Raw genomic sequence first — 26,351 nt, forward strand, 5'->3', positions numbered from 1 at the left:
CACCTACGTCCAGTACAGGACGCGGGCGGCCGGGAGGTGCTCGGCGAGCTCGTCGGTGACGTGCCGGCGCAGGTCGGCCATGACGTCGTCGGGGTAGACGTGCTTGACCGCGCCGAACTTGCCGCGCTTGGTCCGGCGCTGCTCGGGGTCCATCTCGAGCCGCGTGCGCGGGTACCAGGTCTCGAGCGTCTCCTTGCTGCCCGGCGTGAAGCGGTGGGTGATGCACTCGGCGGTGAGGTCGAGGTCGCCGGGAGCGACCCCCTCGAGCGCCGTCGCCACGCGGGCCAGCAGGTCGCCGTAGGCCGTGCGCCAGTCGCCGACGGGCATGATCGGCGCGATCGTCAGGCCGACCGGCCAGCCCGCCCGGGCCATCGTCGCCAGGGCCTCGATGCGCCGGCCGACCGGGTCGGTGCCGCCCTCGAAGCGCCCGACCACCGACTCCGGCCCGAGCGAGAACCGCAGCCGCGTGCGCCCGTGGTGCGGGAGGTCGAGCAGGCCGGCGACGTCGGCGAACTTCGTCGTCGCGCGCAGCTGCACCGGCCCGCCGAAGTCGTGGGTGCCGACGTGGCGGATCGCGGCCGACAGGCTGCCGGTGACGTGCTCGATGCCGAGCGGGTCGGTGTAGCAGGACGCCTCGAACGTCGTGCCCTCGTCGGCGCGGGCGGCGCTCGTCGAGGTGATCGTGCCGTGGCCGACGTAGGCGTCGAGGCCGGCGAGGATCTCCTGGAGGTCGCCGTACACGCGCGTCATCGGCGGCCCGGACAGCGAGCCGGCGAGGTAGCAGTACTGGCAGTGCGCGGGGCAGCCGCGCGCCAGGTCGACGCGCCAGTCGGCGCTCGGCGGGATCGGGTCGAGCCTGCGCGCCGACGCGGGGCTCGTGACCACGGCGAGGGTGGACTTGGCGCGGGCGTAGGTCTCGCGGTCGGTCTCGCCCCGCACCCCGGTGATGCGGTCGCCGCGCAGCAGCTCGACGTCGTCGACGCCGGCGGCCTCGCAGCGGCGCAGGATCTCGGCGGTGTGCGGGTGCTCCTGGGCGGAGCGGGTGACGAGGACGTGCTGAGGGGTCCAGAGACGGGTCCGGGGCATGACCGGCGGCGCTGCCGGGAGGGGTGTCGTCATCGCGTCCACGTCAACGCCGGACACGGTCGGCGACTTCCGTCCGGTCGGTGTGACTGGGCCGATCGGTGGCGGGATACTCGCCCACGTCCGGCGTGTCGCCGATCACACCACCACCCCCGGGAGGCTCCCGTGTCCGCCCCGCCCACCGGCCCCGACCTGCGTCCGGCCGCCCTCGACGACGCCGCCCTCGACGCGATCCACCGCCTCGAGCAGCGCCTCGGCACCCCGGTCGTCGCCTACGAGGCCGCCAGCCCCTACGCCGACCTCAGCGAGGAGCAGCTCGCGGAGATCCAGCGCACCGAGGCCGACCTCGGCGTGCGGCTGCTGGCCTTCCGCCAGGTCTGATCGCGTCGGGGTCACCCCGCCCGTCCGTACCCTGACGTGGTGCTGCACGGGCGTGACCCCGAACGCGCCCGCCTCGGCGCGCTCGTCGACGACGCCCGCCACGGTCGGGGCGGGGCGCTCGTCGTCCGCGGCGACCCCGGGGTCGGCAAGTCGGCGCTGCTCGACGACGCCGCCGCCGGCGCCGACGGCCTCCAGGTGCTGCGCACCCGCGGCATCGCGTCCGAGGCGCCACTGGCGTTCGCCGCCCTGCACCGGCTGCTGCGCCCGGTCGCCCGGCACATCCCGGCGCTGCCCGCCCCGCAGGCCCGCGCGCTGCGGGCCGCGTTCGGTGAGGTCGAGGGCGACGGGGGCGACCGGTTCCTCGTCTTCCTCGCCGCGCTCAGCGTGCTGGCCGAGGCCGCCGAGGAGACGGCCGTGCTCTGCGTCGTCGACGACGCCCACTGGCTCGACGACGAGTCCGCGGCCGCCCTGCTCTTCGTCGCTCGCCGGGTCCACCTCGAGCGGATCGCCGTCCTCTTCGCCGCGCGGGACGGCGACGTCCGCGACTTCGCGAGCGACGACCTGCCCGTCCTGGCCCTCGCCGGACTCGACGACCGCGCGGCCGGTGCGCTCCTGTCCGAGCACGCGCGAGGCCCGGTCGCCGCGCCGGTGCACCGCCAGCTCGTCGAGCGCACCGGGGGCAACCCGCTGGCCCTGCTCGAGCTCCCGGACGCCCTGACCCCGGAGCAGCTCGCCGGGCACGACCCCCTGCCCGACCGCCTGCCCCGCACCGAGGCCGTCGAACGCGGCTTCCTCGACCGCTACCGGCGGCTCCCCGACGACGCGCAGAGCCTGCTGCTCGTCGCGGCGCTCGACGACTCCGCGCGCACGACCACCGTGCGCCGCGCGGCCGCCCTGCTCGACGTCGGCGACCCGGCGTTCGAGGCCGCCGAGCGGTCCGGCCTGCTCAGCGCGACGGACGGGCGGGTCGAGCTGCGCCACCCGCTGGTGCGGTCGGCCGTGCACGACGCGGCCACGAGCAGCCGCCGCCGGCAGGTGCACGCCGCGCTGGCCACGGTGCTGGCGGCGGAGGACGACCCCGATCGCCGCGCGTGGCACCTCGCCGCGGCCGCGGACGGTCCCGATCCGGAGGCGGTCGCCGCGCTCGACGGGGTCGCGCGGCGGGCGCAGCGCACCGGCGGGCTCGAGGCCGCCGCCGCGGCGTGGGCGCGGGCGGCCGAGCTGTGCCCGGTCCGCTCCGAGCGGGGCCGGTTGCGCTACGCCGGGGCGCGGGCGGCGTGGCTGGCCGGGCGGGCCGGCCTCGCGCGGGACCTCGCCGACACCGCGCTCCGGGACCTCGACGACCCCGCGTCGCGCGCCGACGTCGCCCGCCTCCGGGCGCGCGTGGAGTGGAACACCGGCTCCCCCGACGTCGGCCAGCGGATGGTGCTGCTGGCCGCCCGCGAGGTCGCTCCCACCGACCCGGACCGGGCCCGCGAGATGGCGATGTTCGCCGCGGCGCTCGCCTCGTTCGGCGTCGACGCGGGCGTGCGCGTCGACCCGGTCGGCCTCGTGCCCCGGCCCGCGGCGGACGACACCCCGCGGCGGCGCTGCTTCGACCACCTCCTCGTCGGCCTCGACGCGATCGCCCGGGGCGACGGCGCGACCGCGAGCACCGAGCTGCGGGCGGCGTTCGCGGTCGCCGAGGAGCTCGGGGAGGACGACCAGGACCTGCTGCCCAACCTCGGGATCGCCGCGCTCCAGCTCGGCGACGACGACGCGGCCCAGCGCTGGCACGAGCTGCTGCTCTCCCGCGCCCGCGCGACCGGCGCGATGGTCATGGTGCTCTACTCCCTGACCCGCCTCGGCCTCACCGAGTTCGCGACCGGCCGGTGGACCGCCGCGGGCAGCGCCGCCTCCGACCGCGCCCTGCAGCTCGCCCGCGACACCGGCCAGCCGGGCCTGCTCGGCCTCCCGCTCGCCGTCCGGGCCCTCGTGGCGGTCCTGCGCGACGAGGACGGGGCCGACGAGCACGCCGCCGCCGTCGAGCAGGTCGCCGCGTGCGGGCCGATGGGCATCCTCGACCTGCCGATCCGCGACGTCCTGCACTGGGCGCACGGCGTGCGGGCGTCCTCCCCGGACCGCGCCCTCCGGCACCTCTCCCGCATCACCTCCGGGCTCGTCGCGCGCCTCGCCGCGGTCGACCGTCTCGAGGCGGCGGTCCACGCCGGCGAGGCCGACACGGCGCGGCGCTGGGTCGCGGACCTCGCCGGGTTCGCCGCCACCGTCGGGACCCCGTGGGTGGCCGCGGCCGCCGCACACGGGCGGGCCCTGCTCGCCGACGCGGGGGACGCGGGCCCGCTCTTCGAGGAGGCCCTCGCCCGGCACGACGAGGCGGGCCACCCGTTCGACCACGCACGCACCGCGCTGGCCTACGGCGAGCACCTCCGGCGGTCGCGCCGCCGGGTGGACGCGCGGACCCACCTGCGCCGCGCGCTCGAGCTGTTCGACGAGCTCGGCGCGACGCGGTGGTCGGAGCGGGCCCGCAGCGAGCTCCGGGCCTCCGGTGAGAGCGCCCGGCGGCGCGACGCGGACGTCGCCGTCGCCCTGACGCCCCAGGAGCTGCAGGTCGCGCGGCTCGTGGGCAGCGGCACCTCCACCCGCGAGGTCGCGGCGCAGCTGTTCCTCAGCCCGCGCACGATCGACTTCCACCTGCGCAACGTCTTCGCGAAGACCGGGGTCAGCTCGCGCGCCGAGCTCGCGCACCTCCCCCTCGGCTGACGGACCCCCGCGACCGACCCGGCAACCGACCCGGCGATCGCACCGGCGCGACGACGGCCTCCGCGGGGCGACGCTCGTGCGGTCCCCGACACCGCGTCCCGGAGGTCACCGTGACCCTCGCCCCGCCGTCCCGCACCCCCTCCCGCCCCCGCGCCTTCCTGCGGCACTACGCCGAGATGGTCGTCGCGATGGTCGTCGGCATGGTCGCCCTCGAGCCGGTGTGGGGCGTCGTGCTCCCGGCCGTGGGACTGCCGGTCCTGCTCGAACGCCCCGACCTGCACGTCCTCGTCATGGCGACCGACATGACGATCGCGATGACCCTGTGGATGCGCTACCGCGGCCACCGGTGGCGAGCGACCGCCGAGATGGCGGCCGCCATGTACCTGCCGTTCCTGGTCCTGCTCGTGCCGTGGTGGGCCGGCCTCATCCCGGAACGGACCCTGATGGTCGCCGGCCACGTCCTGATGCTCGTCGCGATGGCGCTGGCCATGCTGCTGCGCCCCGACGAGTACACGCGCCACCACCACTGACGCCCCTGCCCTCCCGTCCCCGAAGGAGTTCCCGTGTCCATCCCCCCGGAGTTCGGCGGCCTCGTCGACGGCGTCGTCCTGGCCCTCGTGTTCATCGCCGTCGCCTGGGCGCTGTCCCGCGTCCTCGCCGAGATCTGGATCCGCGCCCTGCTGCTCGCCGTGCTCGTCGTCGCGGCGGCGGTGTACGTCGTGTTCGCCGCCGACGAGGGCGGCGGGTGGATCGCCGGCGAGCTCGCCGGCGTCCTGCTCTACGGCGGTCTCGGCGCCCTGGGCCTGCGCGGCTCGCGCTGGTGGCTCGTCGCCGGCTGGACCGCCCACCCGGTCTGGGACATGGTGCTGCACTACGCCGGACCCGGCCGGGCCTTCGCTCCCGACACCTACACGATCCCGTGCCTGAGCTTCGACCTGCTCGTCGCCGTCTGGATCGCGGTGGCGGGACGCTCGTGGCCCTCCGAGCGGGCGCGCCGCGGCGCCGCGCCCGTCAGCCGGGAGACCGTGGCGTCCTGACCGGCCCTCCCCCGCCGAGCGCGGCGCGGACGTGCAGCAACCGCACGCCGCGCCGCGTCGGCGTCGTGACGGTCGGGGCGAAGCCGCCCGCGGTGAGGTGGTCGCGCAGGCGGTCGGCGACGTCCCCGCGCGGAGCCGCGCCGTCCGAGCCGTACACGAGGTGCAGCACGCCGCCCGCGTCCAGGGCCGTCGCCAGCACCGCGAGCTCGGCGCGCGCCGCGCCGGTCCAGAAGACGTTGACGTTGATCGCCAGCGCGAGGTCGACCGTGCCGGGCGCCGGCCGGAACGCGGCGAGCGCGGTGGTGTGCACCGTCCCGCGGCCGGCGAGCCGCGCGGCGGTGGCCGCCGTCGCCGTCGCGGAGCGGTCGAGGCCGGTGTACCGCCCGCGCGGCAGCCGGTCGACGAGCAGGACCGCCGCCACCCCGCGCCCGCAGCCCACCTCGAGCACGCGGGCGTCCGGCGCGGGGTCGACGACGTCGACGGCGGCCGCGAGGCGCGGTGGGACCCTCACGCGGTCGGGCTGGGCGCGCCACGGTCGGTCGCGGCGTAGCGCGGGGCGAGGGACTCCCACGCCGCCATGAACGCCTCGCCGCAGCAGCCCTCGGCGCGGACGTCCCCGCCGGCCAGGTGCACGTCGAGGTTGTCGAGGTGCACGTGCCACCCGGCGCCGTACGGCACGACGTCGACGGCGATCCGCGTGTGCTCGAGCCGCAGGAGCGTGCCGGCGCCGTCCGCGATCAGCGCCAGAGCGAGCTCCGACGCCGGCTCGCCGGTGTAGTCCCAGGTCACGCGCATCGCGTGGGGCGGGTCCCAGGTCGTCACGGTGCACGTCGCCGTCTCGTCGGCGTTCATGCGCAGCACGAAGCGGCCGTCCGGGCCGGGCGCGCCGGACTCGACGGGCGCGAGCCAGTCGCCGAGGCGGGCGGGGTCGGTGAGGGCCGCCCACACCTGCTCGACGGGCGCGCGCAGGCGGCGCTCGAGGGTGACGGTGCCGGCGGCGCGGTCGACGGTGCCCAGCAGGTCGGTGGTCATGACGAGGTCCCTTCGTCGGTGGTCGCAGGGTCGGTGATCTCGGCGGTCTCGGCGGTCTCGGCGTCGAGGTGGCGCTCGAGGGCGTCGAGGCGTCCGGTCCAGAAGCGGGTCTGCCGTGCGGCCCACCCCGCGAGGTCGTCGAGGGGGCCGGGCTCGAGGCGGTACACGCGGCGCTGGGCGTCGACCGAGCTGGTGACGACCCCGGCCTCGCGCAGCACCTTGAGGTGCTTGGACGCGGTGGGCTGGCGGATCCCGAACCGCTGGGCGGCGAGCTCCGAGAGCTCGCCCGCCGTCGCCTCGCCGTGGTCGGCGAGCCGCTCGATCATCGAGCGCCGCACCGGGTCGGCCACCGCCTGGAACACGTCCACGATCCGTACTTTGCCACAGAGCTATATAGCTGTCGAGCGAATCGACGATCCGGAGCTAGAGTGCTCCGGGTGACAACAGCACGACGAGGTGGGGGTGCGGCATGCCCACGGTGGAGACGGTGCGGGGGCCGGTGGACGTCGGCGACCTGGGCACGACGCTGATGCACGAGCACGTGTTCGTGCTGACGCCGGACATGATGCAGAACTACGGCGACCAGTACTGGGACGAGGAGGTCCGGGTCGCGGACGCGATCGAGAAGCTCCGCCGCCTGCGCGAGCTGGGCGTCACGACGATCGTCGACCCCACCGTCGTCGGGCTCGGCCGCTACGTCCCGCGCATCGCCCGGATCAACGCCGAGGTCGACCTCAACATCGTCGTCGCCACCGGCCTCTACACGTTCGACGAGATCCCGCACTTCCTGCACTACCGCGGCCCGGGCACGGTCCTGGGCGGCGACGAGCTGATGACCGACCTGTTCCTGCGCGACATCCGCGAGGGCATCGGCGGCACGGGCATCAAGGCCGCGTTCCTCAAGGGCGTGGTCGAGGAGCGCGGCCTCACGCCCGACCAGACCCGCATCCAGCACGCGATCGCGGCGACGCACGTCGAGACCGGGGTGCCGATCACCGTGCACACCAACGCCGCGCACCAGACCGGCCGGCTCGCGCTCGACCTCTACGAGAAGGCGGGCGTCGACCTCACCAAGGTCGTCATCGGGCACGCGGGCGACAGCAACGACCTCGACTACCTGCGCGAGATCGCCGACCGCGGGGCGATCATCGGCGCCGACCGCTTCGGCATCGACGTCTTCAACCCCACCGACCAGCGGGTGGCCACCATCGCCGCGCTCTGCGCGCAGGGCTACGCCGAGAAGATCGTGCTGGCCCACGACGCGTCCTGCTACATCGACTTCTTCTCCGGGGAGAGCCAGGCGGTCAAGGAGCAGATGCTGCCGAACTGGCACTTCGAGCACATCCACCACGACGTCCTGCCGGCGCTGCGCGAGCAGGGCGTCACCGACGAGCAGATCACCACGATGCTCGTCGACAACCCGCGGCGGTACTTCTCGTGAGCCCCACCCCCCTCGACCGGGGCCCGGACCCGTTCGACACGTCCGGGATCACCCGCGGCCGCGACGGCATCGCCCGCTACGACCACCTCATGCCGTCGGTCGTCGCGATGGTGCGCGCGTCGGTGGAGCGCCACCCGGACGTCGAGGCCGTGGTCGAGGTGGGCGGCGAGCGGGTGACCTACGCCGAGCTCTGGGACCGCGCCGCGCGGGTGGCGGGCGGCCTGGTGTCCCAGGGGGTCGGGCGCGGCGACCGGGTCGCCTCGCTGCTGCCCGCCGGGCTGGCGTGGGTGGTCGGGTTCCTCGGCACCCTGCTCGCCGGGGCCGTCGCGGTGCCGGTGAACACGCGGTTCGCGGAGCCCGAGGTCCGGTACGTCCTGGAGGACAGCGGGGCGGCCGCCGTGCTGCGGCCGGGCGAGGCCCTGCCGTCGGGGCACCCGGAGGCGCTCGACGACCTCGTCCCCGGTGACCTCGCCGCGATCTTCTACACGAGCGGCACCACCGACCGCCCCAAGGGCGCGCGGACCACCCACGGCAACTTCCTGTCCAACGTCGAGACCGCGATCCGCGTCATCGGGATCGACCGCGCCGAGGGCCCACGGCTGCGCAACCTCGTCTCGGTGCCGCTGTTCCACGTCACCGGGTGCAACTCCCAGCTGCTCGTCCAGCTCGGCCTGGGCGGCACGACGGTGGTGCTGCCGGTGTTCGAGGGCGGCGCGTTCGTCCGGACGATCGTCGACGAGCGCATCGACACGCTCGTCAGCGTCCCGGCGATCTACGGCCTGACGCTGGCGCGCGGCGACCTCGACGCCGACCTGTCCCATGTGCGGCGCCTGACCTACGGCGGGGCGCCGATGGCGCCGGCGCTGGTCCGCCGGCTCATGGAACGGCTCCCGCAGGCGCGGCTGGGCAACGGGTTCGGGCTCACCGAGACCGCGTCGATCTCGACGTTCCTGCCCCACGAGTACACGGCGGACAACGTGGACGCGGTCGGGTTCGCCGCGCCGGTCGTCGACCTCGCGCTCACCGACGTCGACGACGCCGGCGTCGGCGAGCTGCTCATCCGCGGGCCCAACGTCGTCGACGGCTACTGGCAGGCGCCCGAGGCGACGGCGCGGACGTTCGTCGACGGCTGGTTGCACAGCGGCGACCTCGCGCGCGTCGACGACGGGATCGTGCGGATCGTCGACCGCGCCAAGGACGTCATCAACCGCGGCGGCGAGAACGTGTACTCGGTGGAGGTCGAGAACGCGCTGGCCGGCGCGCCGGGGGTCGCCGACGCGGCGGTGGTCGGCGTGCCGGACGACGTCATGGGCGAGAAGGTCGGGGCAGTCCTCGTGGGCCGCGACATCGACGTCGGCGCCGTCCTGGAGTACCTCGACACCCAGATCGCCGACTACAAGGTGCCGCAGTACGTCGTCGTCTCGTCCGACCCGCTGCCGCGCAACCCGGGCGGCAAGCTGCTCAAGCGGACCCTGCGCGACGGCACCGACTGGGGCTCGCCGGTCCGGGGCCGCTGACCCCACGTGAGCGGACTTCCGAGGTATAGCTCGAAAGTCCGCTCACGAGCGGGGGTGCGGCACTCCGGCGGCGGCGACGCCGTGCGAGCCGGGGAGCAGGTCGTCGGGGTGCTGCCCGTCGGGGCCGAACCAGGGGTGGTCGGCCGCGACGGTCGCGAACGGCCGCGTCTCGGGCGCCTCGGGAGCCGTCTGCTCCGGCTCGTGCCGCCCGGGCCCGGGGAGGACGCGGCCGGCGCGCGTGGAGACGACCGCGATCCGCTCGCCGGCCACCGTCCGGCCCGCGTCGACCGCGCCCGTGGCGTCGGCGGGCAGGCGGGACAGGGCGGCACGCAGGTCCTCGACGGGCAGCGGCCGCGTGTGCGTGACGATCGTGGCGACGGCCGCGGTCAGCGGGATGTGCGGGTAGCCGTCGGAGGCGAGCTCGAGCTGCTCGGCGACCTCGTCGCCCAGCCCCGCGAGGTGGCGCGGCGAGGCGCCGGGGACGACGACGAGGAACTCCCGGCGCGAGAGCCGCACCGCTGCGTCGACGGGCCCGAGCGGCTGGCCCAGCGCGGCCGCGACCTTGCGCGCCGCGTGGTACTCGGCGCGCGGGTCCTCGACCACCGGGTCGAGCTCCGCTCCGCTCCGTCTCCCGACGGACGGGTCGAGCTCCGCTCCGCTCCGTCTCCCGACGGACGGGTCGAGCCCCGCGACGTCGACCAGCGCCAGCCCGACGGGCAGCTCGGTCGACCCGCCGGGCGTCGACCAGCGCTCGAGGAAGTCCGGGGTCGGCAGCCCGCTGGAGGGGTCGACGTCGGCGGAGCGGTGCGCGTCGGCGGCGCGGTGGGCGTCGGCGAGCTGCTCGCGCAGGGCCCGGCTGCCGGCCTGCGCGGTCTGCATCCGCGTGATCATGTGCGCGAGCGAGGCCGTCGCCCACGCCTCGCCCGGGGTGCCGGCGCTGCCGGCGACCTCCCCGCCGCTGGCCATGACCTCGCCGAGCAGGGTGTCGATGCTGCGCAGCAGCGGGTCGGGCAGGCGGCTGCCGAGCGCCAGGCGCAGCCGGGCGAGCTCCGCGCCGGCCTGCGCGTGCGCGTAGCCCCAACGCCCGCTGAACCGCCGGCCGGCCTCGGTGCCGTGCTCGTGGGCGTCGTAGGCGTGCTGGTCGGTGGCGACGAGGAACGCCCCCGCGCGCGGGCCCACGGCGACGACCGTCCACTCGTCGGCGAGCTTCTCGTCCGGCTCGAGGAGCACCGTGTGGACCCCGCGCGGCGGGCTGTGCTCCTCGCCGCGGACGAAGCCGACGACGACCTCCGCGCCGGCCTCGGCGAGGCGCTCGTAGACGACCCGCTCGCGCTCGAAGAACTCGAGGCGCTGGAAGAGGGCGAGCACGACGGTCGGCGGCGTCCCGTCCGCCGTCCCCGGGATCGGGCAGGACACGACGGCCTTCTCGATCGCGTGCGACACCGCGACGAGCAGGCGCTTCGGCACCGCCGTCGGCTGACCGCCCGCGGCGTGCTCCCACGTGCGGCGCGGCTCGTGGTCGAGGCGCGAGCGCGTGGCCCGGGCCGTGGCCTCGGCGACCGCCTGGGACAGCGGGCCGGCGACGCCGGGGGTCCCGCCGGCGGGCACGGGAGCGGTGACGGGAACGGGCGGGACGGTGGGCACGACAGCGAGGGGTGCACTGCCGTTCGGGTGAGAGGTCACCGAGGACTCCTGGCGTCCGGGATCGGAGCGGGTGGCCCCGCCCCTTCCCCGTCGCCAGGCCCGCTCATCCGGTTCGGCGGATCCGAGCGACGACCGGCCGCCCCCGCGCGACGACGAGATCCCCGTCACCCGATCGGCCCGCCACTGCCCGTGTCACGGTCGGTCACCTCTCGTGAGCACTGTCCACGGCCTTCGCCGTGGACGGTGCTCACACGGGGCCGACCAGCACCACGTCGAGCCGGCGGGGGCCGTGGACGCCCTCGACGCGGTCGAGCTCGATGTCGCTGGTGGCCGAGGGTCCCGAGACGAAGGTCAGCGGGCCGTCCGGGTCGAGGCGCGCGAGGGCCTCGGGCACCGACGACACCACGGCGTCGGCGCGCAGCACGCACACGTGGTGGTCGGGGACCAGGCTGATCGCCCGCCGCCCCTGGTCCGGGGCCCGCGCGTCGAGGACGAAGGTGCCGGTGTCGGCGATCGCCACCGCCCCGCCGGTGACGACGGCGTCGGTGGCGTCGAGGTCGGCGACCGACAGCGGCGGGCCGTCGGTGCGGACCTCGCCGTCGTACGCCGTCAGCCAGGCGGCGGGGAGCCCGGCGGGGACGACGATCGAGGTCGCCCCGGCGTCCCGCAGCACCGCGGCGATCGCGCCCGGCACCTCGTCCTCGGTGCGCACGCGGTGCACGGCCGCCTTGTAGTCGGTCAGCGTCTCGTCGAGCCGCGCCACCGCCGCCGCGCTCCCGGGCGGGAGCGTCCCGGTGCGCCGGTACTCGCGCGGCACGGCGGGCGACGTCGAGCCGCCCGCGTCCCGTGCGGCCCGCAGCCGGGCCAGGACCTCGTCACGTGCGGTCACGCCGGGTCCTCTCACGTCGGGCCCACCACTCCCGGAACGTCTCCGCCGGCGGCGGTGGCATGTCCCGCGCCCCGAACCACGCCGCGGCGCCGGGCCCGGGCACCGAGCGGATGCGCCCCGACCGCCCGAGCAGCCGCCCGAGCTTCACCACCCGCTCGGCCAGCGAGAACCGGCCCGGCGTGGCCATCGCCGCCGCCGCGGCCCGCATCGCCACATCCTGCGCCGTCGGGCGGGTGTGCGCGTCGACCGCCGCCGCGCGCTGCTGCACGAGCAGGTGCGGGATGTCGATGCGCACCGGGCACGCGTCGAAGCACGCCCCGCACAGCGTGGACGCGTACGGCAGCGAGGCGTTGACGTCGTCGGGGCCGGAGATGCCGGTGAGCTGCGGCGAGAGCACCGCCCCGATCGGGCCCGGGTAGATCGACCCGTACGCGTGCCCGCCCGTACGCTCGTAGACCGGGCACACGTTGAGGCAGGCCGAGCACCGGATGCAGTGCAGCGCCTGCCGCCCGTCCGGCGAGGCCAGGACGTTGGACCGGCCGTTGTCGAGCAGCACCAGGTGGAACGTCTGCGGGCCGTCGCCGGGCGTCACCCCGCTCCACGTCGACGTGTACGGGTTCATCCGCTCGCCGGTCGAGCTGCGCGGCAGCAGCTGCAGGAACACCTCGAGGTCCGACCACGTCGGCACGATCTTCTCGACGCCCATGACCGTGATCAGGGTGTCGGGCAGGGTCAGGCACATCCGCCCGTTGCCCTCGGACTCGACCACCGAGATCGTCCCGCTGTCCGCGACCGCGAAGTTGGCCCCGGAGATGCCCACCCTCGCCGACAGGAACTTCCGCCGCAGGTGCGCCCGGGCCGCCATCGCGAGCCGGCGCGGCTCGTCGGTGAGGTCCGGGTCCACGTCGGGCATCTCGCGCAGGAAGATGTCGCGGATCTCGGAGCGGTTCCGGTGGATCGCGGGCACGAGGAAGTGCGACGGCCGGTCGTCGGAGAGCTGGACGATGAGCTCGGCCAGGTCGGTCTCCAGCGCCGCGATCCCGGCCGCGCCCAGCGCCTCGTTGAGCCCGGTCTCCTGGGTCGCCATCGACTTGACCTTGACGACCTCGTCGGCCCCGGTCTCCTGCACGAGGTCGACGACGATCCGGTTGGCCTCCTCGGCGTCGCGCGCCCAGTGCACCACCCCGCCGCGCGCGGTCACCGACGCCTCGAGCTGCTCGAGCAGCTCCGGCAGGCGCGCCATGACGTCGGCCTTGAGGCACTCGCCGGCGCGGCGCAGCTCCTCCCAGTCGTCGACCTCTCCGACGACCGCGGCCCGCTTCGCGCGGATGGTGCGGGTCGCGTGCCCGAGGTTCTGGCGCAGCTGCGTGTCGGCCAGCGCGCGGTGCGCCGCGACGGGGAACGACTCGGTGCCGCGCAGGTGCCCGTGCGGGTCCGACGCGACGGTCGGCATGCCGAGGTGGGTGGTCGTCATCGCGCCTCGCTCATGATCGCGTCGGGGACCCGGGGCGACTCCTCGGTCGAGGCCAGGATCTCCGCGAGGTGCACCGTGCGCACCCCGGAGCGCAGCCGCGAGAGCCCGCCGCCGATGTGCATGAGGCACGACGTGTCCCCCGCCGTGCAGACCTCGGCGTGCGTCGAGAGGACGTTGGCCATCTTGTCCGCGAGCATCGCCGTCGAGGTCTCGGCGTTCTTCACCGCGAACGTGCCGCCGAAGCCGCAGCAGACCTCGGCGTCGGGCAGCTCGGTCAGCGTCAGCCCGCGGACCTCGCGCAGCAGCCGCAGCGGCTTGTCGCCGACGCGCAGCATGCGCAGCGAGTGGCACGTCGGGTGGTAGGTGACGCGGTGCGGGTAGTACGCGCCGACGTCGGTGACGCCCAGGACGTCGACGAGCAGCTCGGAGAGCTCGTAGGTCCGCCCGGCGAGGTCCTCGGCCGCCCGGGCCAGGCCCTCGTCCCCGCCGCGGCGGGCGACCATCGCGTGCTGGTGGCGCACGCACCCCACGCACGACCCGGACGGCGCGACGACGACGTCGGCGACGCCGGTGAAGACGTCGACGTGGTGGCGCACGAGCGGCAGCGCCATGTCGAGGTAGCCGGTGTTGACGTGCGCCTGCCCGCAGCACGTCTGGTCGGCGGGGAAGACGACCTCGTGCCCGAGGCGCTCGAGCAGCTCGACCGTGGCCCGCGGCGCCTGCGGGAACATCGCGTCGCCCAGGCAGGTGGCGACGAGGGCGATCCGCAACGGACTCCTCGCGATCGTGGTGGTGGTGGTGGTCCCCCGAGTGTCCCCCGTGCCGTGCGTCGGCCGCAGGCTCAGCGGGCGGGGAAGTCGAGCTGCCAGAACTCCGAGCGGCTGGTCACGTAGGCGCGGGTGCCGTCACGGCCGGCCGCGACGCCGAAGGGCAGCTGGCCGACGGGGACCGTCCCGATGACGTCGTCGCGGCTGTTGATGACGGCCACCGTCGAGCCCGGCGCGGTGTCGTTGCCGTAGTTGGTGACGAGCACGTTGCGGCCGTCGCCCGTGACCGCGACGCCGATCGGTCCGCCGAGGCCCTCGGTGATCGTGGCGGTCACGGTGTCGGTGGCCGTGTCGACGACGCTGACCGAGCCCTGCGGCGCCTGCTGCGTGCCCTGGCTCGCGACGTAGGCGTAGCGCCCGTCGGGGCGGACCGCGAGCCCGCGCGGGGTGTCGCCGACCGGGATCGTGGCCGTCACCGCGTTCCTGGCGGTGTCGACGACCGAGACGGTGTTGCCGACGCCGGTCAGCACGCCCTCGTTCGCGACGTAGAGCTTGCGCCCGTCGGGGGTGATCGCGAGGCCGCTGGGCCCCTGGCCGACCGGCACGGTCGCCGCCACCGTCGAGGTCGCGAGGTCGACCACGGAGACGGTGCTGCCGGGCGCGGCGTTCGTCCCCTCGTTCGCCACGTAGGCGCGCCGCCCGTCCGGGCTCAGCGCCAGCCCCGACGGAGCCGCCGTGCCCAGCTCGATCTGCGCCGTCACCTGGTTCGACGCCGTGTCGATGACCGCGAGCGCGCTCCCGGGCGCCGCGTCGGAGCCCCGCTCGCTGACGTAGAGCCGTGTCCCGTCGCCGCTGACGGCGAGGTCGCCGGGGAAGGTGCCGACCGGGACCGTGCCGGTGAGCCGGTTGGTCGCGGTGTCGACGACGGCGACCGACGGCGACGGCGTCGGGCTGCCGCCCAGGCCGCTGACGAAGGCCCGGCGCCCGTCGGGGCTGAGCTCGACCCAGCGCGGGCTCTGCACCGGCGGGGCCACGGCACGGGCCGTCGGGACGGCGCCCGGCGACACGAGGTCGAAGGCCGCGTCCGCGCCGATCAGGCCGCCGGCGACGACCACCAGGGCCGCCAGCCCGACCGCGGCCCATCGCCACGGCCGGCGCCGCCGCGGCTCCTCCAGGGCGGGCGGGGGCGGGGGCGCTCCGGGGGTCGGGGTCCCGCGGCGGGTGGAGCCCGGCCCGCCCGCCGCATCCGAGGACGGCGTCGTCGACGCGGTGGAGGTCGAGGCGACCGGCGGCGAGGCAGGCGGCGGGGAGGGCGACGACGCCGTGACCGGGCCCGTGACGGTGCCCGTGCGCGTCCCGGTCGCGCCGGGCCACCCGGAGGTCGGGGGGCCGGGGCGCGTCGGCGTGGGGGGCGGCCCGCCGCGTCCCGTCCCGAGCAGGGACGTCGCGGTCCCGCCCGGGGCGGGCCCCGGCCCGGGCCGTCCGGCCGCGACCGCCGCGTCGGCGAGCGCCCCGGGCGTCGGGAACCGGTGCGCGGGGTCCTTCGCCATCCCGGTGGCGACGACCCGGTCGAACACCGCCAGGTCCGCGCGGGACCACGAGGGCACGGGTACCGGCTGGTGCACGTGCTGACCCATGTGCGCCACCGGGTCGGGGCCGGCGTAGGGCCGGCGTCCGGTGAGCAGCTCGAAGAACAGGCACGCCAGCGCGTAGACGTCGCTGCGGAAGGTCGCCGTCTCCCCGGTGAACAGCTCCGGCGCCATGTAGGCGGTGGTCCCCAGCACGGTCCCGGTGCTGGTGAGGTGCTGGCCGCCCGCCCCGGCGATGCGGGCGATGCCGAAGTCGACGAGGAAGCAGAAGTCGCCGGCGCGCTGCCCGGTCAGCAGCACGTTCGACGGCTTGACGTCGCGGTGCACGAGGCCGGCGGCGTGCGCCGCGTCCAGGGCCTCGGCGATCTGGCTGACGATGTCGACGGCGCGCGCCGGCGGCAGACCCGTCGGGTGGGCGCGCACGACGGCCGCGAGGTCGCCGCCGTCGACCAGCCGCATGTCCACGAAGAGACGGCCGTCGATCTCGCCGAAGTCGTGGATCGGGATGACGTGCAACGAGGACAGCCGAGCGGTCACCCGCGCCTCCTGCTGGAACCGCGCGCGGAACGAGGGGTCCTCGGCCACCGCCCCGCCGAGGAGCTTCAGCGCGACCGGGCGCTCACGGCGCGTGTCGAAGGCCTCCCAGACCTCACCCATCGCGCCGCGCCCGACCAGACGCCTCAGCTCGTACGGGCCGAACACCTCGCCCTCGGCGGCCACCTGATCACACCCCTGTCCCGGCCGGCGCCCCCCGGGCGACCCGCGCCGTAGGTTAACGCCGTCCCCTGCGCGACGGACCCGTTCCGCACCGACCGTCGCCGAGCGGGCCGGCGACCGATCGTTCCGCCGTCCGGGTGACTCCCGGGGCCACGGGTGCCGGAGGCCCGGTCGATCCGGACGCGGGCGGGACCGACCCCGTCACCGGACGATCTCGCTGGTCATGAGCCTGGCGAGGCCGACCCGTCCGGGTGGCCCGCTCGATCAGACTCCTTGTCCTCCGCGTACGGTCCGTGAACCATACGGAGGGCACACGGGGCGCGGGTGGGAGCGCGGAGCGAAGGGGTACGGGGGCATGCCGGAGGTCTGGCCGCTGGTCGGGCGCTCCGAGACGCTGTCCTCGATCGTCCACCTCGCGCAGACCCGGCAATGCGCCGGCGTCATGCTCGTGGGGCCGCCGGGCGTCGGCCGCACCCGTCTGGCCCGGGCGACGCTGGCCGCGATCGCGACCACGGACGGTCCCCACGTCTCGCCCGTCTGGGTGATGGCCAGCCGCTCCACCCAGGACATCCCGCTCGGCGCGATGAGCCACCTGCTGCCGCGGATGGAGGCCGCACCGGACGGCGAGGCGGCCCTCACCGGCCACCTGCTGCACGAGGCGCGGCGCGCCCTGCACCCCGAGCCCGGCACGCAGCTCGTCCTCGCCGTCGACGACGCGCACGTCCTCGACACCACCTCGGCCGTCCTGCTCCAGCAGCTCGCCGTCTCCGGCGACGCCTTCCTCGTCGTGACCGCGCCGACCGGGCTCTCCGTCCCGGACCCGATCTTCGCGCTGTGGAAGGAAGGGCTCATCGATCGCCTCGACATCCACGAGTTCGACCGCGCCCAGAGCGACCAGCTCGTCGCCCGGGCGCTCGGCGGGCACGTGGACGGGGCGGCCCTGCAGCGGCTGTGGCGGTACGCGCTCGGCAACGCGCTCTTCCTGCGCGAGCTCGTCGACGGGGCGCGCGAGAACGGCACCCTGCGCCAGCAGGGGGCGGTGTGGCGGTGGGAGGGGCCGTTCGAGCCGTCGTCGCGCCTGGTGGAGATGGTCGAGGCGCGCATGGGCTCGCTCGCCGCCCCGGAACGCGAACTGCTGCGGCTGCTGGCCTTCGGGCAGCCGCTGGGCAGCGAGGTCGCGGCCGAGCTCGTCTCGCCGTCGGTGCTCGCGACGCTGGAGCGCCGGGGGCTGGTCGAGTCGACGCGCGAGGGGCGGCGGGTCAACGTCCACCTCAAGCACCCGCTCTACGCCGAGATCCTGCGCCAGCAGGCCACCCCGCTCCAGGAGCGCCAGGCCTACCACCGCCTCGCCCAGGCCATGGAGGCCCACGGCACGCGGCGCGGCGAGGACCGCAGCCGGCTGCTCGGGTTCCGGGTCGGCCAGGGCGAGGAGGCCGACGCGCACGAGCTGCTCGCCGCCGCCCGCGACGCGGCGGCCGCCGACGCGGGCCTCGCCGACCAGCTGCTGCGCGCGGCCGCGGACTCCGGCGGCACCGTCGAGGTGCGCCTCCAGCTCGCCTGCGCCCTCGTCGCCGCCGACCGCTTCACCGAGGCCGAGGCGGTGCTCGCCGAGGTGGCGGCGCGCCCGGAGACGGCGTCGGCCACCGCGGCCGAGCTGGTCGCCTCGGCCCTCGTGCGGGTGCCGAACGCCGTGTGGGGCCTGCACGACGTCGTCGGGGCCCGCGACGTCCTGCGCGCGCTGGAGCACACGATCCCCGCCGACGAGGCCCCGGCCGGCGTCACCTGGCTGCGGGCGGTCTCGTCGCTGCTCGAGGGCCGGCCCCGCGCCGCGCTCGAGCGCCTCGAGCCGTTGATCGCGGCCGACGCCGCCGACCCCGAGCCGCGCGAGGTCCGTGTGGCCGCGCTGTCGGTCGCCGCGTTCGCGAGCGCCCGCGCGGGCCTGCTGGGCCGCGCCGGGGAGCTCGTCGCGCGCGGGCTGCCGATGATCGAGCGTGACGGCGACCCGAGCGGCGGGTGGCTGCGGTTCCAGCTCCTCACCGCGTCCTGGTACGCCGACCTGCAGGCCGGCGACCTGGACCGCGCCGACGAGCTCGCCCGCGACGGCTACGCCGAGGCGCTCGCCCGGGGCCTGCGCACGCCGGTGGCCATCTACGCGACGTGGCAGGGGATCGTCGCGGGCCGCCGGGGCCGGGTCCAGACGGCCGCGCGCTGGCTGCGGGAGGCCGCGGCCGCGGTGTCCGCCTCACGGTTCTGCTTCGCGGTCCCGCTGGCCGCCGAGCTGTCGATGGCCCTCGCGGCGTCCGGCGAGCTCGCCGAGGCCCGCACGGTGCTCGCCACCGCCGACGACGTCGCCGGTGGCGGCATGCTCGCCGGCTGGCAGACCGCCGCCCGCGTCTGGCTCCTCGGCGTCGAGGGCCGGGTGTCGGCCGCGACCGAGGCCGCGATCGCCGCCGTCGCCACCCCCGACGACCCCGGGCACCGCCTGCAGACCCTGCACACCGTCATCCGGCTCCGGGCCACCGGCGTGGTGGCCGACGAGCTCGAGGTCCTCGCGGCCGACCTCGACGGCGCGCTCCCGGCGACGATGGTCGCCCACTCCCGGGCCCTCAGCGCGCGCGACGGCGCCACCCTCGACGAGGTCGCCGCGCGCTTCGAGGCGCTCGGGTCGCTCCTGCTCGCCGCGGAGGTGGCCGCCCAGGCCTCCGCCGTGCACCGCGCGGACGGCAGCACCGCGCCCGCCCGGGCGTCGGCGGCGCGCTCCCGCGCCTGGGTGCAGGAGTGCGAGGACGCGCGGACCCCGGCGCTCGGGCTCCTCGAGGCCTCGACCGAGCTGACGCGCCGCGAGCTGGAGATCGCCTCGCTCGCCGCCACCGGCCTGACCAGCAAGGCGATCGCCGAGCAGCTCGTCGTCTCGGTGCGGACCGTGGACAACGTGCTCCGCGCGGTCTACGCGAAGCTCGGCGTGTCCGGGCGCGGGGAGCTCTCGCAGGTCGCCGGCCTGCACGTCGCCCGCTGACCCCGGGCGTCAGGGCCCGCTGCTCCCCGAGCCGCTGCCGCCGCCGTCGGTGCCGGTCCCACCGCCGGTGCCGCTGCCCGTCTCGCAGCACGAGGGCTCCGGCGGGGTCGTGTAGCGGTCGGTGGTGCGGGTCGTCGTCCGGCGCTGGCTCCCCCCGCTGCCACCACCGCTCCCGGCGCTGGGGGTCCGGCGCGCCTGGCTCTGGCCGCCCTGCTGGGTCCCGCCGGAGGCCGGCGCGTCGGCGGCCGGGGCGGGCGGCGAGGCGGGCGCGACCGACACCGGGGCGGGCACCACCGCCGCGGGCGGCGGGGCGATGATCGAGGCGTCGGTGGGCGCCGGGGACTCGGCCGACGCGACCCGGTAGACGTAGGTGCCGCCGCCGGCCAGCAGCGCCAGCAGCAGGGCCGCCCCGACGGCCATCGGCACGCGCCGGCGCCGCTTGGGCTCGGGCTCGTCGCCGCCCTGCAGCGCCGGCGCCGGCATCCCCGCCGCCGGCGTCCCGGCCGGTGCCGGCCCGCGGGCCGGGATGGGGCTCCCCACGCCGGGCATCACCGAGGTGATGGGCACGCCGCCGACCACCGGCATCGCCCCGGACGGCGGGCCGGTCCGCCGTGGCGGCGGCGGTGTGCCCGGCCGCCGGAAGGTGCCCGACGACGGGCCGGTCATCGGACCGACGACGGTGGTGGCCGCCGCCGCGGTACGCCGGACCTGCGGGCCCGTCGCCCCGGCCGGCGCCGGGCCACCGTGGCGGTACTCGGTGTGCGCCATGCCGGCGGCGCCCAGGACGATGGCGTGCTTCGGGTGGGCGTCGACGGCCGTCGGGCGGCCCAGCTCCGCGGACACCATCTGGGCGACCAGTGGGATCCGCGACGACCCGCCGACGAGCAGGACGGTGGTCAGCTGCTCGGGGCGGACGTTCGCCGACTCGAGCGCCCGGCGCAGCGACGCGATCGTCGCCGTGATCGACGGGCGGATCATGTCCTCGAACTCGCCGCGGGTCAGCCTTACCTCGGTCTGCAGCGAGGGCAGCATCACCGGGATCGTCGTCTCGGTGTCCGCCGAGAGCGCCTCCTTGGCGAGCACGCAGTCCTGGCGTAGGCGGATCACCGCGCTGGTCGCGTGCGGGTCCGAGGGGTCGAGCGCGGAGACCGGGCCGCCGAGCACGCGGTCGACGTGCGCGAACACCGCCTCGTCGAAGTCGATGCCGCCGAGGCCCTCGATGCCCTCCGGCGTCCCGAGCAGCTCGAAGCCCTTGCCCGCCGTGCGCAGCACCGTCGCGTCGAAGGTGCCGCCGCCGAGGTCGTAGACCGCGACGGTGGCGCCGTCCTCGAGGCGCTGGTTGGTGGCGTAGTGGGCGGCGGCCGCCTCCGGCTCGGTGATCATCTGGACGTTGCGCAGGCCCGCCTGGCGCGGGATCTGGTCGAACAGCTCGCGCTTGTAGGGACCCCAGTTGGCGGGGTGGGTCAGCGTCACGACGTCGGGCATCCCGCCCTCGCGCTCGCTGACCGCCCGCACGACGTCGCGCAGCTGGTGGGCCATGAGGTCGCCGGCCGCGTAGGGCGAACCGCCGAGGATCAGCGGCATCGGGTCGCCGAAGCGCCGCTTCACCTCGCGGGCGACGCGGTCGGGCTCCGTGGCCGCGCGGCGCTCCGCGGCGTCGCCCGTCAGGACGGCGCCGTCCTCGCGGATGAGGATCACCGAGGGCACGGCGGCGGCGCGGTCGCCGAGGGTGGCCATCTCCACGCGGCCGTCCCGGTCGACCGCCGCGGCGGTGAAGGTGGTTCCGAGATCCACTCCGAGTCCGTAGCCCACCGGAATCTCCTCTCTCGCTCGTGGTGTCGTATCGGGTGCGGTCGCGTTCGTCGAGGGTGTCGTGGCCGGTCAGACGGCGAGTTCGCCCGCGTCGGGCGGGTCGTTACCGGGGCCGTCGTCGTCGGGCGGCCCCGTGGCGGCCGCCGTCGGCTCGTGGAGGCTCTCCGCGGGCTCGCCGGACCCGGGTGTCGGGTCGAGGGCGTCGAGGGCGTCGGGGGCGCCGAGGCCGTCGAGGGCGCCGTCCGGTGGCGGGAGATCGGCCCGGGGATCGGCCGGGACCTCGTCCTCCGGGGCGCTCGTGGGTGCCGGGACCGTCGCGAACCCGGCCGGCGGCGTCCAGCCCTCGGGCACGGGCACGTCGTCGGGCTCGTCGTCCAGCCCGCTGTCGGGCGCCGGGTCGCTGACGCCGTTGACGCTGCGGTCGTAGCTCACGGTGTCGACCGAGAAGCTGCCGTCCGGGTTCTCGACGACGTGCACCTGGCCGCGCTCGTGGATGAGCAGGTCGGTCTCGCGGGCCGGGGGCTCGGACACCGCGGCGTGGTGGTGCTCCTTGAAGACGTAGCGCTGCCCCGCGTCGTCGGTGATGACCAGGTACTGGAAGGCGTCGACGTTGTACGCCGCGTCGGCGCCCTCGTTGACCACGACGTCCTGGTACATCTCGACCGCGAGCCAGCCGTCGCCGACCCCCTGCGGGTCGAGCACGCGGAACGACTCGGCCAGCGGCGGCGCGTCGCCCGGCACGGTCGGGACGTCGGGGGTCGTGTGGGCGACGGTCGCGACCGTCGCCCCGTCGGTCGCCGCGGCGGCGTCGACCTGGCTGCCGACGGCGATCGCCATCCCCAGCCCCGCGCCGGCCTTCGCGGCGCGCCGGGCGACCTCGCGGATGTGCGCCGGCGCGTCCGCCCCGTTCTCCTTCGCGCTGCGCAGCCAGTCCGGGATCACGCCGCGCACGTCGCGCTTCGCGGCCTCCCAGAGATGCGCGGGCATCCCGGGCGGCACGGCACCGGGAGTGCGGGCGGCGGTCACGGCACGAGTCTCGGCGGGACCGGTCCGGGGGTCATGAGCAACCGCTACTCGGTTTCGGGTGCGCCCCGGCGGCGTGTTGCTCATCGCCGTCACCACGCCCCCAGCGAGCCGACGAGCAGGCCCTCGCACGTGCGCACCAGCACCCGCGCGGCCTGGCGCACGTCGCGGGCCGACGCCGGGTGCTCGGCACGGCGCTGCCACTGGGTGAGCGCGGCGCGCGCCACCCGCTGCACCTCCGCCGGCGGGGCGTCGGGCTCGAGCCCCAGCCGCTGCCAGATCTCGACGCCCCCGCCCCCGAGCAGCCGCTCCGCGGACTCCCGCTCGGTCTCGGTGAGCATGAGGGACCCGACGCGCAGGCCGTCGAGGAGGCGCACCTCGGCGAACTCGTGCGCCCCGGAGTTGACGATCTCGAGCTCGTGCAGCAGCTGCTGGGCCGCCGGCACCGGGTAGCGCCGGATCGCGGACTCGACGGCGAGCAGCGCGGACCGGGCCTTGAGCACCTCGGCGCGTCCGGCGAACCGGCTGAGCAGCGCCTCGCGCAGGGGCTGCAGGCCGCTGCGGGTGAGCAGCTCGCGGGACAGCGCGCCGGCGGTGCCCGCCACGCCGGTGTAGCGCAGGCGCACCGAGAGCCGGATGCCGAACAGGCCGAAGCGGTCGAGGAGCGCGGCACGGCGGGCCGGCGTGAGGTCGAGGTCCGGCATCTCCCGGTTCGCGAACCGGTCGGCGGTCAGGAGCAGCGCCTCGACGTCGTCCTCGGGCGCTTCGGCGAGCTTCTCGATGGCGCGGAACTCGTCCTCGCGCAGGGTCGCGGCGGTGGACGCGAGCAGGCCCGCGACGGGGACGACGGTCTGGCACAGCGCCTGCACGCGGGGGTCGACGCGGTAGCGGTCGGCGACGCGGGCGGCGCTCTCGAGGGCGTCGGGACGGCCGTGGCCCACCTCGTCGGCACGGGCCAGCACGCCGAGGGTGTTGATGGGCCGGCGATCGGTCGGGTCGTCCCGGAACGTCTCGAGGAACCGGACGTCGGACGTGTGGATGTGGCGCATGAGGTAGACGACCGCGTCGGCGGTGCTCGGACCCCCACCGTGCTCGTCGAGGGCGGTCTCGGTGCGCCGGGCGAGCTCGGTGGTCAGCGAGTCCATGCCCGGGGTGTCGATGAGCGTCATCGTCTTGAGCGACGGCGAGGGCCAGTCGACGACGAGGCGGTCCACGTCCTGCGCGCGCATCCCGCCCAGGTCGCTGTCCAGCAGGCCCCCGGCCGGTCCGGGCGGCAGCTGGCGGGGCGGGCCCTGGCGCGGGTAGGCCGTCACCCGGTAGGTCAGGCCGTCGCGGTACCAGGTCACGACCCGCGTGCACTCCCCGGCGTCGGTGGCCGCGAGCTCCTGGCCGACCAGGGCGTTGAGCAGCGTCGACTTGCCCGACTTGATCCGGCCGGCGATCGCCACGCGCAGCGGTTCCTCGAGCCGGCCCGCCGCGGCCTGCAGTCCGGGCAGCGCGGGCCCACCCGCGTAGATCTGCTGGGCCTGCTGCAGGAGGCCCCGCACGCGGGTGAGCAGCGTCGAGGGCGGTGGCGGCGCCGGGCGTGGGGGTCCGGGTGGGGACCCCGGCGGCGGGGGTCCGGGCGGGGCGAACCCGCGGGGCGGTCCGCCCGGACCCGGCGGCCCGCCGACGCCCGGGGGACCCCCGAAGCCGCCCGGGCCCGGCCGCCGGCCGGGGCCACCGGGGGCGGCCGGGAAGCCGCGGGGCGGGGTGCCGGACGGGCGCGGGCGCGGCCGGTCGTCACGGTTCACCGGGCGGCCTTCGCGGGTGCGGCGGCGACCGGCGTCGGGGCCGGCGTGCCGGCGGCGAGGCCCGACGCGCGGGTGCGCTCGAGGTGGGCGGAGAGGTCCTCGACCCGGGCCTTGAGGGCGGCCAGGGAGGCGAGGTCGGTCTCGGCGCGGGAGCGCGCGCCGGTGTCCGACTCGCTGCTCTTCGCCGCCTCGGTGGCCGCGGCGAGCGCCTCGGTCGCCGAGCGCTGGAGCTCGGCCACGCGCTGGGACCAGGCGTTGCGCAGCTCCCGCTGCACGTGGCGCACGGCGTCGCGCGAGTCCTTGCCGAAGTGCAGGTTGAACTCGTCGACGAACCGGCGCACGGCGGCCTTGCCCTCGCTGCGGCGCTTCTCCAGGGCGCGCTTCTGCTCCTCCTTCCAGCCCATCCGCCCGAGCAGCAGGCCCGGGATGAGGCCGAGCCCCATCGGCACCGGGAGGCCGGTCATGCTCGTGAGCATCGTGAACATGAGGAAGCCGCCGTAGGACTTCTGGAACGCGGCCATCCCCGCGCCCTTCGCCTTCTTCTCGGCGAAGCTCGCGTCGGTCGTCATGCCGTCGAGCAGCTCCACCGGGGCGGCGACCTCACGGGCCCGCACGACCTGCGACTCCGCCATGTCGAAGTGCTGCCCGACGGAGATCGCGACCTCCTTCGCGCGGGTGACGAACAGGGCGTAGTTCTCGAGCGCCTCGCCGGCCAGGCGCTGGCGCAGCCACGCCTCGAACTCCTCCCAGTTCTTCGCCGGGTCGCCCTGGTCGATCGACTCCTCGGCCTCGTGGACGACCTTGCGCGTGCGCTGCCGCAGGTCGAAGTCGACGTCGGAGGAGATGTCGGCGAACCCGTCCTGCAGCACCGACTGCCACTTCGACGACCGGTCGCGCAGCGCGTCGGCCTGCTCCTTGGCCCGCGTCAGCTCCGCGACGAGTGCCGCCGAGCGCTGCGGGTCCGCGAGGGCGGCGAGGCGGGCGCGGGCCACGACCGCCATCTGCTCCACCGCGGAGTGCACGTGGGTGATCGCCGCGTCGAGGGCGAGGCGCTCGCCGCCGGCGACGATCTCGTTGAGGCGGGCGATGAGGGTGGGGAAGCCGGACTCGACGTTGAGCTCCTTGCTCATCGTGCTGGCCGCGAGCGACCGGACCTCCGACGACACGGCCAGCGACTCGATCTCGATCCCCGCCCGCTGCAGGTGCTGGCGGTCGCGCTCGAGCATGCGGTCGGAGTGCGGGTAGAGGTCGGTCTTGGTCAGCACGAACAGGACCGTCGGGCACAGCTCCCGCACGGTCCTGAGGAACGTCACCTCGCTCTCGGTGAGCTCCTGCGAGCAGTCGCTGACGAACAGCACCGCGTGCGAGCGGGGTAGCGAGCTGATCGTCGACGCGTTCGACACCGACCCGATCCCGCCGACACCGGGGGTGTCCACGAGCACCAGGCCGTTCGAGAGGATCGGCCGGTCGAGACCGACGGTGACGCGCCGCAGCCCGCGGCTGTTGCCGGGGTTGCCGGCCTCGGAGGCGTACTCGGCGACGTCGGACGGGGCGATCGTCTCGTTCCAGCCGGCCCCCGAGGCGCCGGACGTCGGCTCGAAGACCGCGCTCGCGGTGAGGGCCTTGGCGTAGCGCACCTCGGTCAGCACGGCGGTGGCCACGTCGTCGTCGACGGGGCAGATCGGGGCGGACAGCAGCGCGTTGATCAGCGAGCTCTTGCCCTGCTTGAACTCGCCGACGACGTGCACCGTGACCGACGAGTCGCCGAGGATCTGCTTGGCGCCCCGGAGCCGGGCGACCAGGTCCTCGCGCTCGTAGGCCTGCGCGCCCTGGATCGCCATGTCGATGCTCTCGACGGCGTGGCGCGCAGCGGCGCTCTGCTTCCTCTGCTGCTGCTGGACCGCCATGCCTCTCCTCTCACCCGCGCGGGACGAGCCTGCGCCTCCCGGGCGTGATCGTCATGAGTAGCGACTACTCGTGTCCGGAGCGTGCTCCGGCCGTGTCCGCGCGCACGACGGTCCGGCACGGTCGCGGGGACCGTGCCGGACCATCGGTGCGGGTCGCGGTGACGGGGATCAGCCGTCGACGGTGTCCGAGCTGCCGCCGCCGTCCCCGCCGCCGTCGCCGCCGCTCGACCCGCCGTCGGAGCCGCCGCTGGAGCCGCCGCCGGACTCGAAGCCGCCACCGCCGGACTCGAAGCCGCCGCCCGACCCGAAGTCCTCGCCGCCGCTGCTGCCGCCGCCGACGGTCTCGAGGACGGGCTGCTCCTCCTGCTGGCTCTCCCCGAAGCCGCCACCCGAGCCCGACGAGTCGTCGATCGGCTCCTCGGTGGTGGACGGGCCGCCGTCCCCGCCGCCGTTGCCGTGGAAGACCAGG

Annotated in this window: 20 protein-coding genes; 7 read left to right on the top strand and 13 right to left on the bottom strand. The window is 76.1% G+C overall.

Features of this window, described 5'->3' with window-relative positions:
- Positions 1-3: 3 nt before the first annotated feature.
- On the bottom strand, positions 4-1,119 hold the full coding sequence (locus tag PGB27_RS25100) for an SPL family radical SAM protein (protein WP_274203169.1): 1,116 nt from the start codon (positions 1,117-1,119) through the stop codon (positions 4-6).
- A gap of 129 nt (positions 1,120-1,248) precedes the next feature.
- On the opposite strand from PGB27_RS25100, the gene PGB27_RS25105 reads away from it, so the two are divergent.
- From PGB27_RS25105 to PGB27_RS25120, 4 genes are all read left to right on the top strand, one after another.
- Positions 1,249-1,464, top strand: a complete 216-nt coding sequence (locus tag PGB27_RS25105) for a hypothetical protein (protein ID WP_274203170.1) — start codon at positions 1,249-1,251, stop codon at positions 1,462-1,464.
- A gap of 39 nt (positions 1,465-1,503) precedes the next feature.
- Positions 1,504-4,224 (top strand): ATP-binding protein, encoded by a 2,721-nt coding sequence (locus PGB27_RS25110; RefSeq protein WP_274203171.1) that lies wholly within the window; start codon positions 1,504-1,506, stop codon positions 4,222-4,224.
- Positions 4,225-4,334: 110 nt separating this feature from the next.
- Positions 4,335-4,754, top strand: a complete 420-nt coding sequence (locus PGB27_RS25115) for a hypothetical protein (RefSeq protein ID WP_274203172.1) — start codon at positions 4,335-4,337, stop codon at positions 4,752-4,754.
- Between the two features lie 33 nt (positions 4,755-4,787).
- Positions 4,788-5,261, top strand: a complete 474-nt coding sequence (locus PGB27_RS25120) for a DUF6010 family protein (RefSeq protein ID WP_274203173.1) — start codon at positions 4,788-4,790, stop codon at positions 5,259-5,261.
- Here PGB27_RS25120 and PGB27_RS25125 read toward each other — a convergent pair.
- The 3 genes from PGB27_RS25125 to PGB27_RS25135 are packed head-to-tail and all read right to left on the bottom strand — an operon-like array spanning position 5,236 to position 6,661.
- A complete protein-coding gene (locus PGB27_RS25125) occupies positions 5,236-5,772 on the bottom strand; it encodes a class I SAM-dependent methyltransferase (RefSeq protein WP_274203174.1) in 537 nt (178 codons plus the stop codon). The genes PGB27_RS25120 and PGB27_RS25125 overlap by 26 nt on opposite strands.
- Positions 5,769-6,293 (bottom strand): SRPBCC family protein, encoded by a 525-nt coding sequence (locus PGB27_RS25130; protein ID WP_274203175.1) that lies wholly within the window; start codon positions 6,291-6,293, stop codon positions 5,769-5,771. Before PGB27_RS25130 ends, PGB27_RS25125 begins: the two co-directional genes overlap by 4 nt.
- Positions 6,290-6,661: an ArsR/SmtB family transcription factor gene (locus PGB27_RS25135; RefSeq protein WP_332843875.1), complete on the bottom strand. Its 372-nt coding sequence runs from the start codon at positions 6,659-6,661 to the stop codon at positions 6,290-6,292. The genes PGB27_RS25130 and PGB27_RS25135 overlap by 4 nt, the downstream gene beginning before the upstream one ends.
- Before the next feature lie 101 nt (positions 6,662-6,762).
- Between PGB27_RS25135 and PGB27_RS25140 the strand changes: the two genes are divergently transcribed.
- Complete coding sequence (locus PGB27_RS25140) at positions 6,763-7,734, top strand: phosphotriesterase family protein (RefSeq protein ID WP_274203176.1); 972 nt, start codon at positions 6,763-6,765, stop codon at positions 7,732-7,734.
- The gene (locus PGB27_RS25145; protein ID WP_274203177.1) at positions 7,731-9,251 is read left to right on the top strand and encodes a class I adenylate-forming enzyme family protein; all 1,521 of its coding nucleotides are present in this window, start codon (positions 7,731-7,733) and stop codon (positions 9,249-9,251) included. Before PGB27_RS25140 ends, PGB27_RS25145 begins: the two co-directional genes overlap by 4 nt.
- Before the next feature lie 42 nt (positions 9,252-9,293).
- Here PGB27_RS25145 and PGB27_RS25150 read toward each other — a convergent pair whose 3' ends face one another.
- The 5 genes from PGB27_RS25150 to PGB27_RS25170 all read right to left on the bottom strand — a co-directional run bounded on the left by PGB27_RS25150 (position 9,294) and on the right by PGB27_RS25170 (position 16,334).
- On the bottom strand, positions 9,294-10,934 hold the full coding sequence (locus PGB27_RS25150) for a DICT sensory domain-containing protein (protein WP_274203178.1): 1,641 nt from the start codon (positions 10,932-10,934) through the stop codon (positions 9,294-9,296).
- A gap of 208 nt (positions 10,935-11,142) precedes the next feature.
- The gene (locus PGB27_RS25155; RefSeq protein ID WP_274203179.1) at positions 11,143-11,784 is read right to left on the bottom strand and encodes a LutC/YkgG family protein; all 642 of its coding nucleotides are present in this window, start codon (positions 11,782-11,784) and stop codon (positions 11,143-11,145) included.
- On the bottom strand, positions 11,771-13,258 hold the full coding sequence (locus PGB27_RS25160; protein ID WP_408630120.1) for a LutB/LldF family L-lactate oxidation iron-sulfur protein: 1,488 nt from the start codon (positions 13,256-13,258) through the stop codon (positions 11,771-11,773). The genes PGB27_RS25155 and PGB27_RS25160 overlap by 14 nt, the downstream gene beginning before the upstream one ends.
- Positions 13,255-14,028 carry a (Fe-S)-binding protein gene (locus tag PGB27_RS25165; protein WP_274203180.1) on the bottom strand — a complete coding sequence of 258 codons (774 nt, stop codon included), beginning with the start codon at positions 14,026-14,028 and terminating at the stop codon, positions 13,255-13,257. The genes PGB27_RS25160 and PGB27_RS25165 overlap by 4 nt, the downstream gene beginning before the upstream one ends.
- A 71-nt stretch (positions 14,029-14,099) precedes the next feature.
- On the bottom strand, positions 14,100-16,334 hold the full coding sequence (locus PGB27_RS25170) for a serine/threonine-protein kinase (RefSeq protein ID WP_274203181.1): 2,235 nt from the start codon (positions 16,332-16,334) through the stop codon (positions 14,100-14,102).
- Positions 16,335-16,686: 352 nt separating this feature from the next.
- Between PGB27_RS25170 and PGB27_RS25175 the strand changes: the two genes are divergently transcribed.
- Positions 16,687-19,347, top strand: a complete 2,661-nt coding sequence (locus PGB27_RS25175) for a LuxR C-terminal-related transcriptional regulator (protein WP_274203182.1) — start codon at positions 16,687-16,689, stop codon at positions 19,345-19,347.
- Positions 19,348-19,356: 9 nt separating this feature from the next.
- On the opposite strand, the gene PGB27_RS25180 is transcribed toward PGB27_RS25175, so the two are convergent.
- The 4 genes from PGB27_RS25180 to PGB27_RS25195 all read right to left on the bottom strand — a co-directional run bounded on the left by PGB27_RS25180 (position 19,357) and on the right by PGB27_RS25195 (position 25,882).
- Positions 19,357-21,159: an Hsp70 family protein gene (locus PGB27_RS25180; RefSeq protein ID WP_274203183.1), complete on the bottom strand. Its 1,803-nt coding sequence runs from the start codon at positions 21,157-21,159 to the stop codon at positions 19,357-19,359.
- Positions 21,160-21,228: 69 nt separating this feature from the next.
- Complete coding sequence (locus tag PGB27_RS25185) at positions 21,229-22,185, bottom strand: ICP22 family protein (RefSeq protein WP_274203184.1); 957 nt, start codon at positions 22,183-22,185, stop codon at positions 21,229-21,231.
- Between the two features lie 89 nt (positions 22,186-22,274).
- Positions 22,275-23,729: a dynamin family protein gene (locus PGB27_RS25190; protein ID WP_274203185.1), complete on the bottom strand. Its 1,455-nt coding sequence runs from the start codon at positions 23,727-23,729 to the stop codon at positions 22,275-22,277.
- 242 nt (positions 23,730-23,971) lie between these two features.
- Positions 23,972-25,882, bottom strand: a complete 1,911-nt coding sequence (locus PGB27_RS25195) for a dynamin family protein (protein WP_274203186.1) — start codon at positions 25,880-25,882, stop codon at positions 23,972-23,974.
- Positions 25,883-26,351 lie beyond the last annotated feature (469 nt).

Source organism: Actinomycetospora lemnae (assembly GCF_028737315.1).
Taxonomy (GTDB): domain Bacteria; phylum Actinomycetota; class Actinomycetes; order Mycobacteriales; family Pseudonocardiaceae; genus Actinomycetospora; species Actinomycetospora lemnae.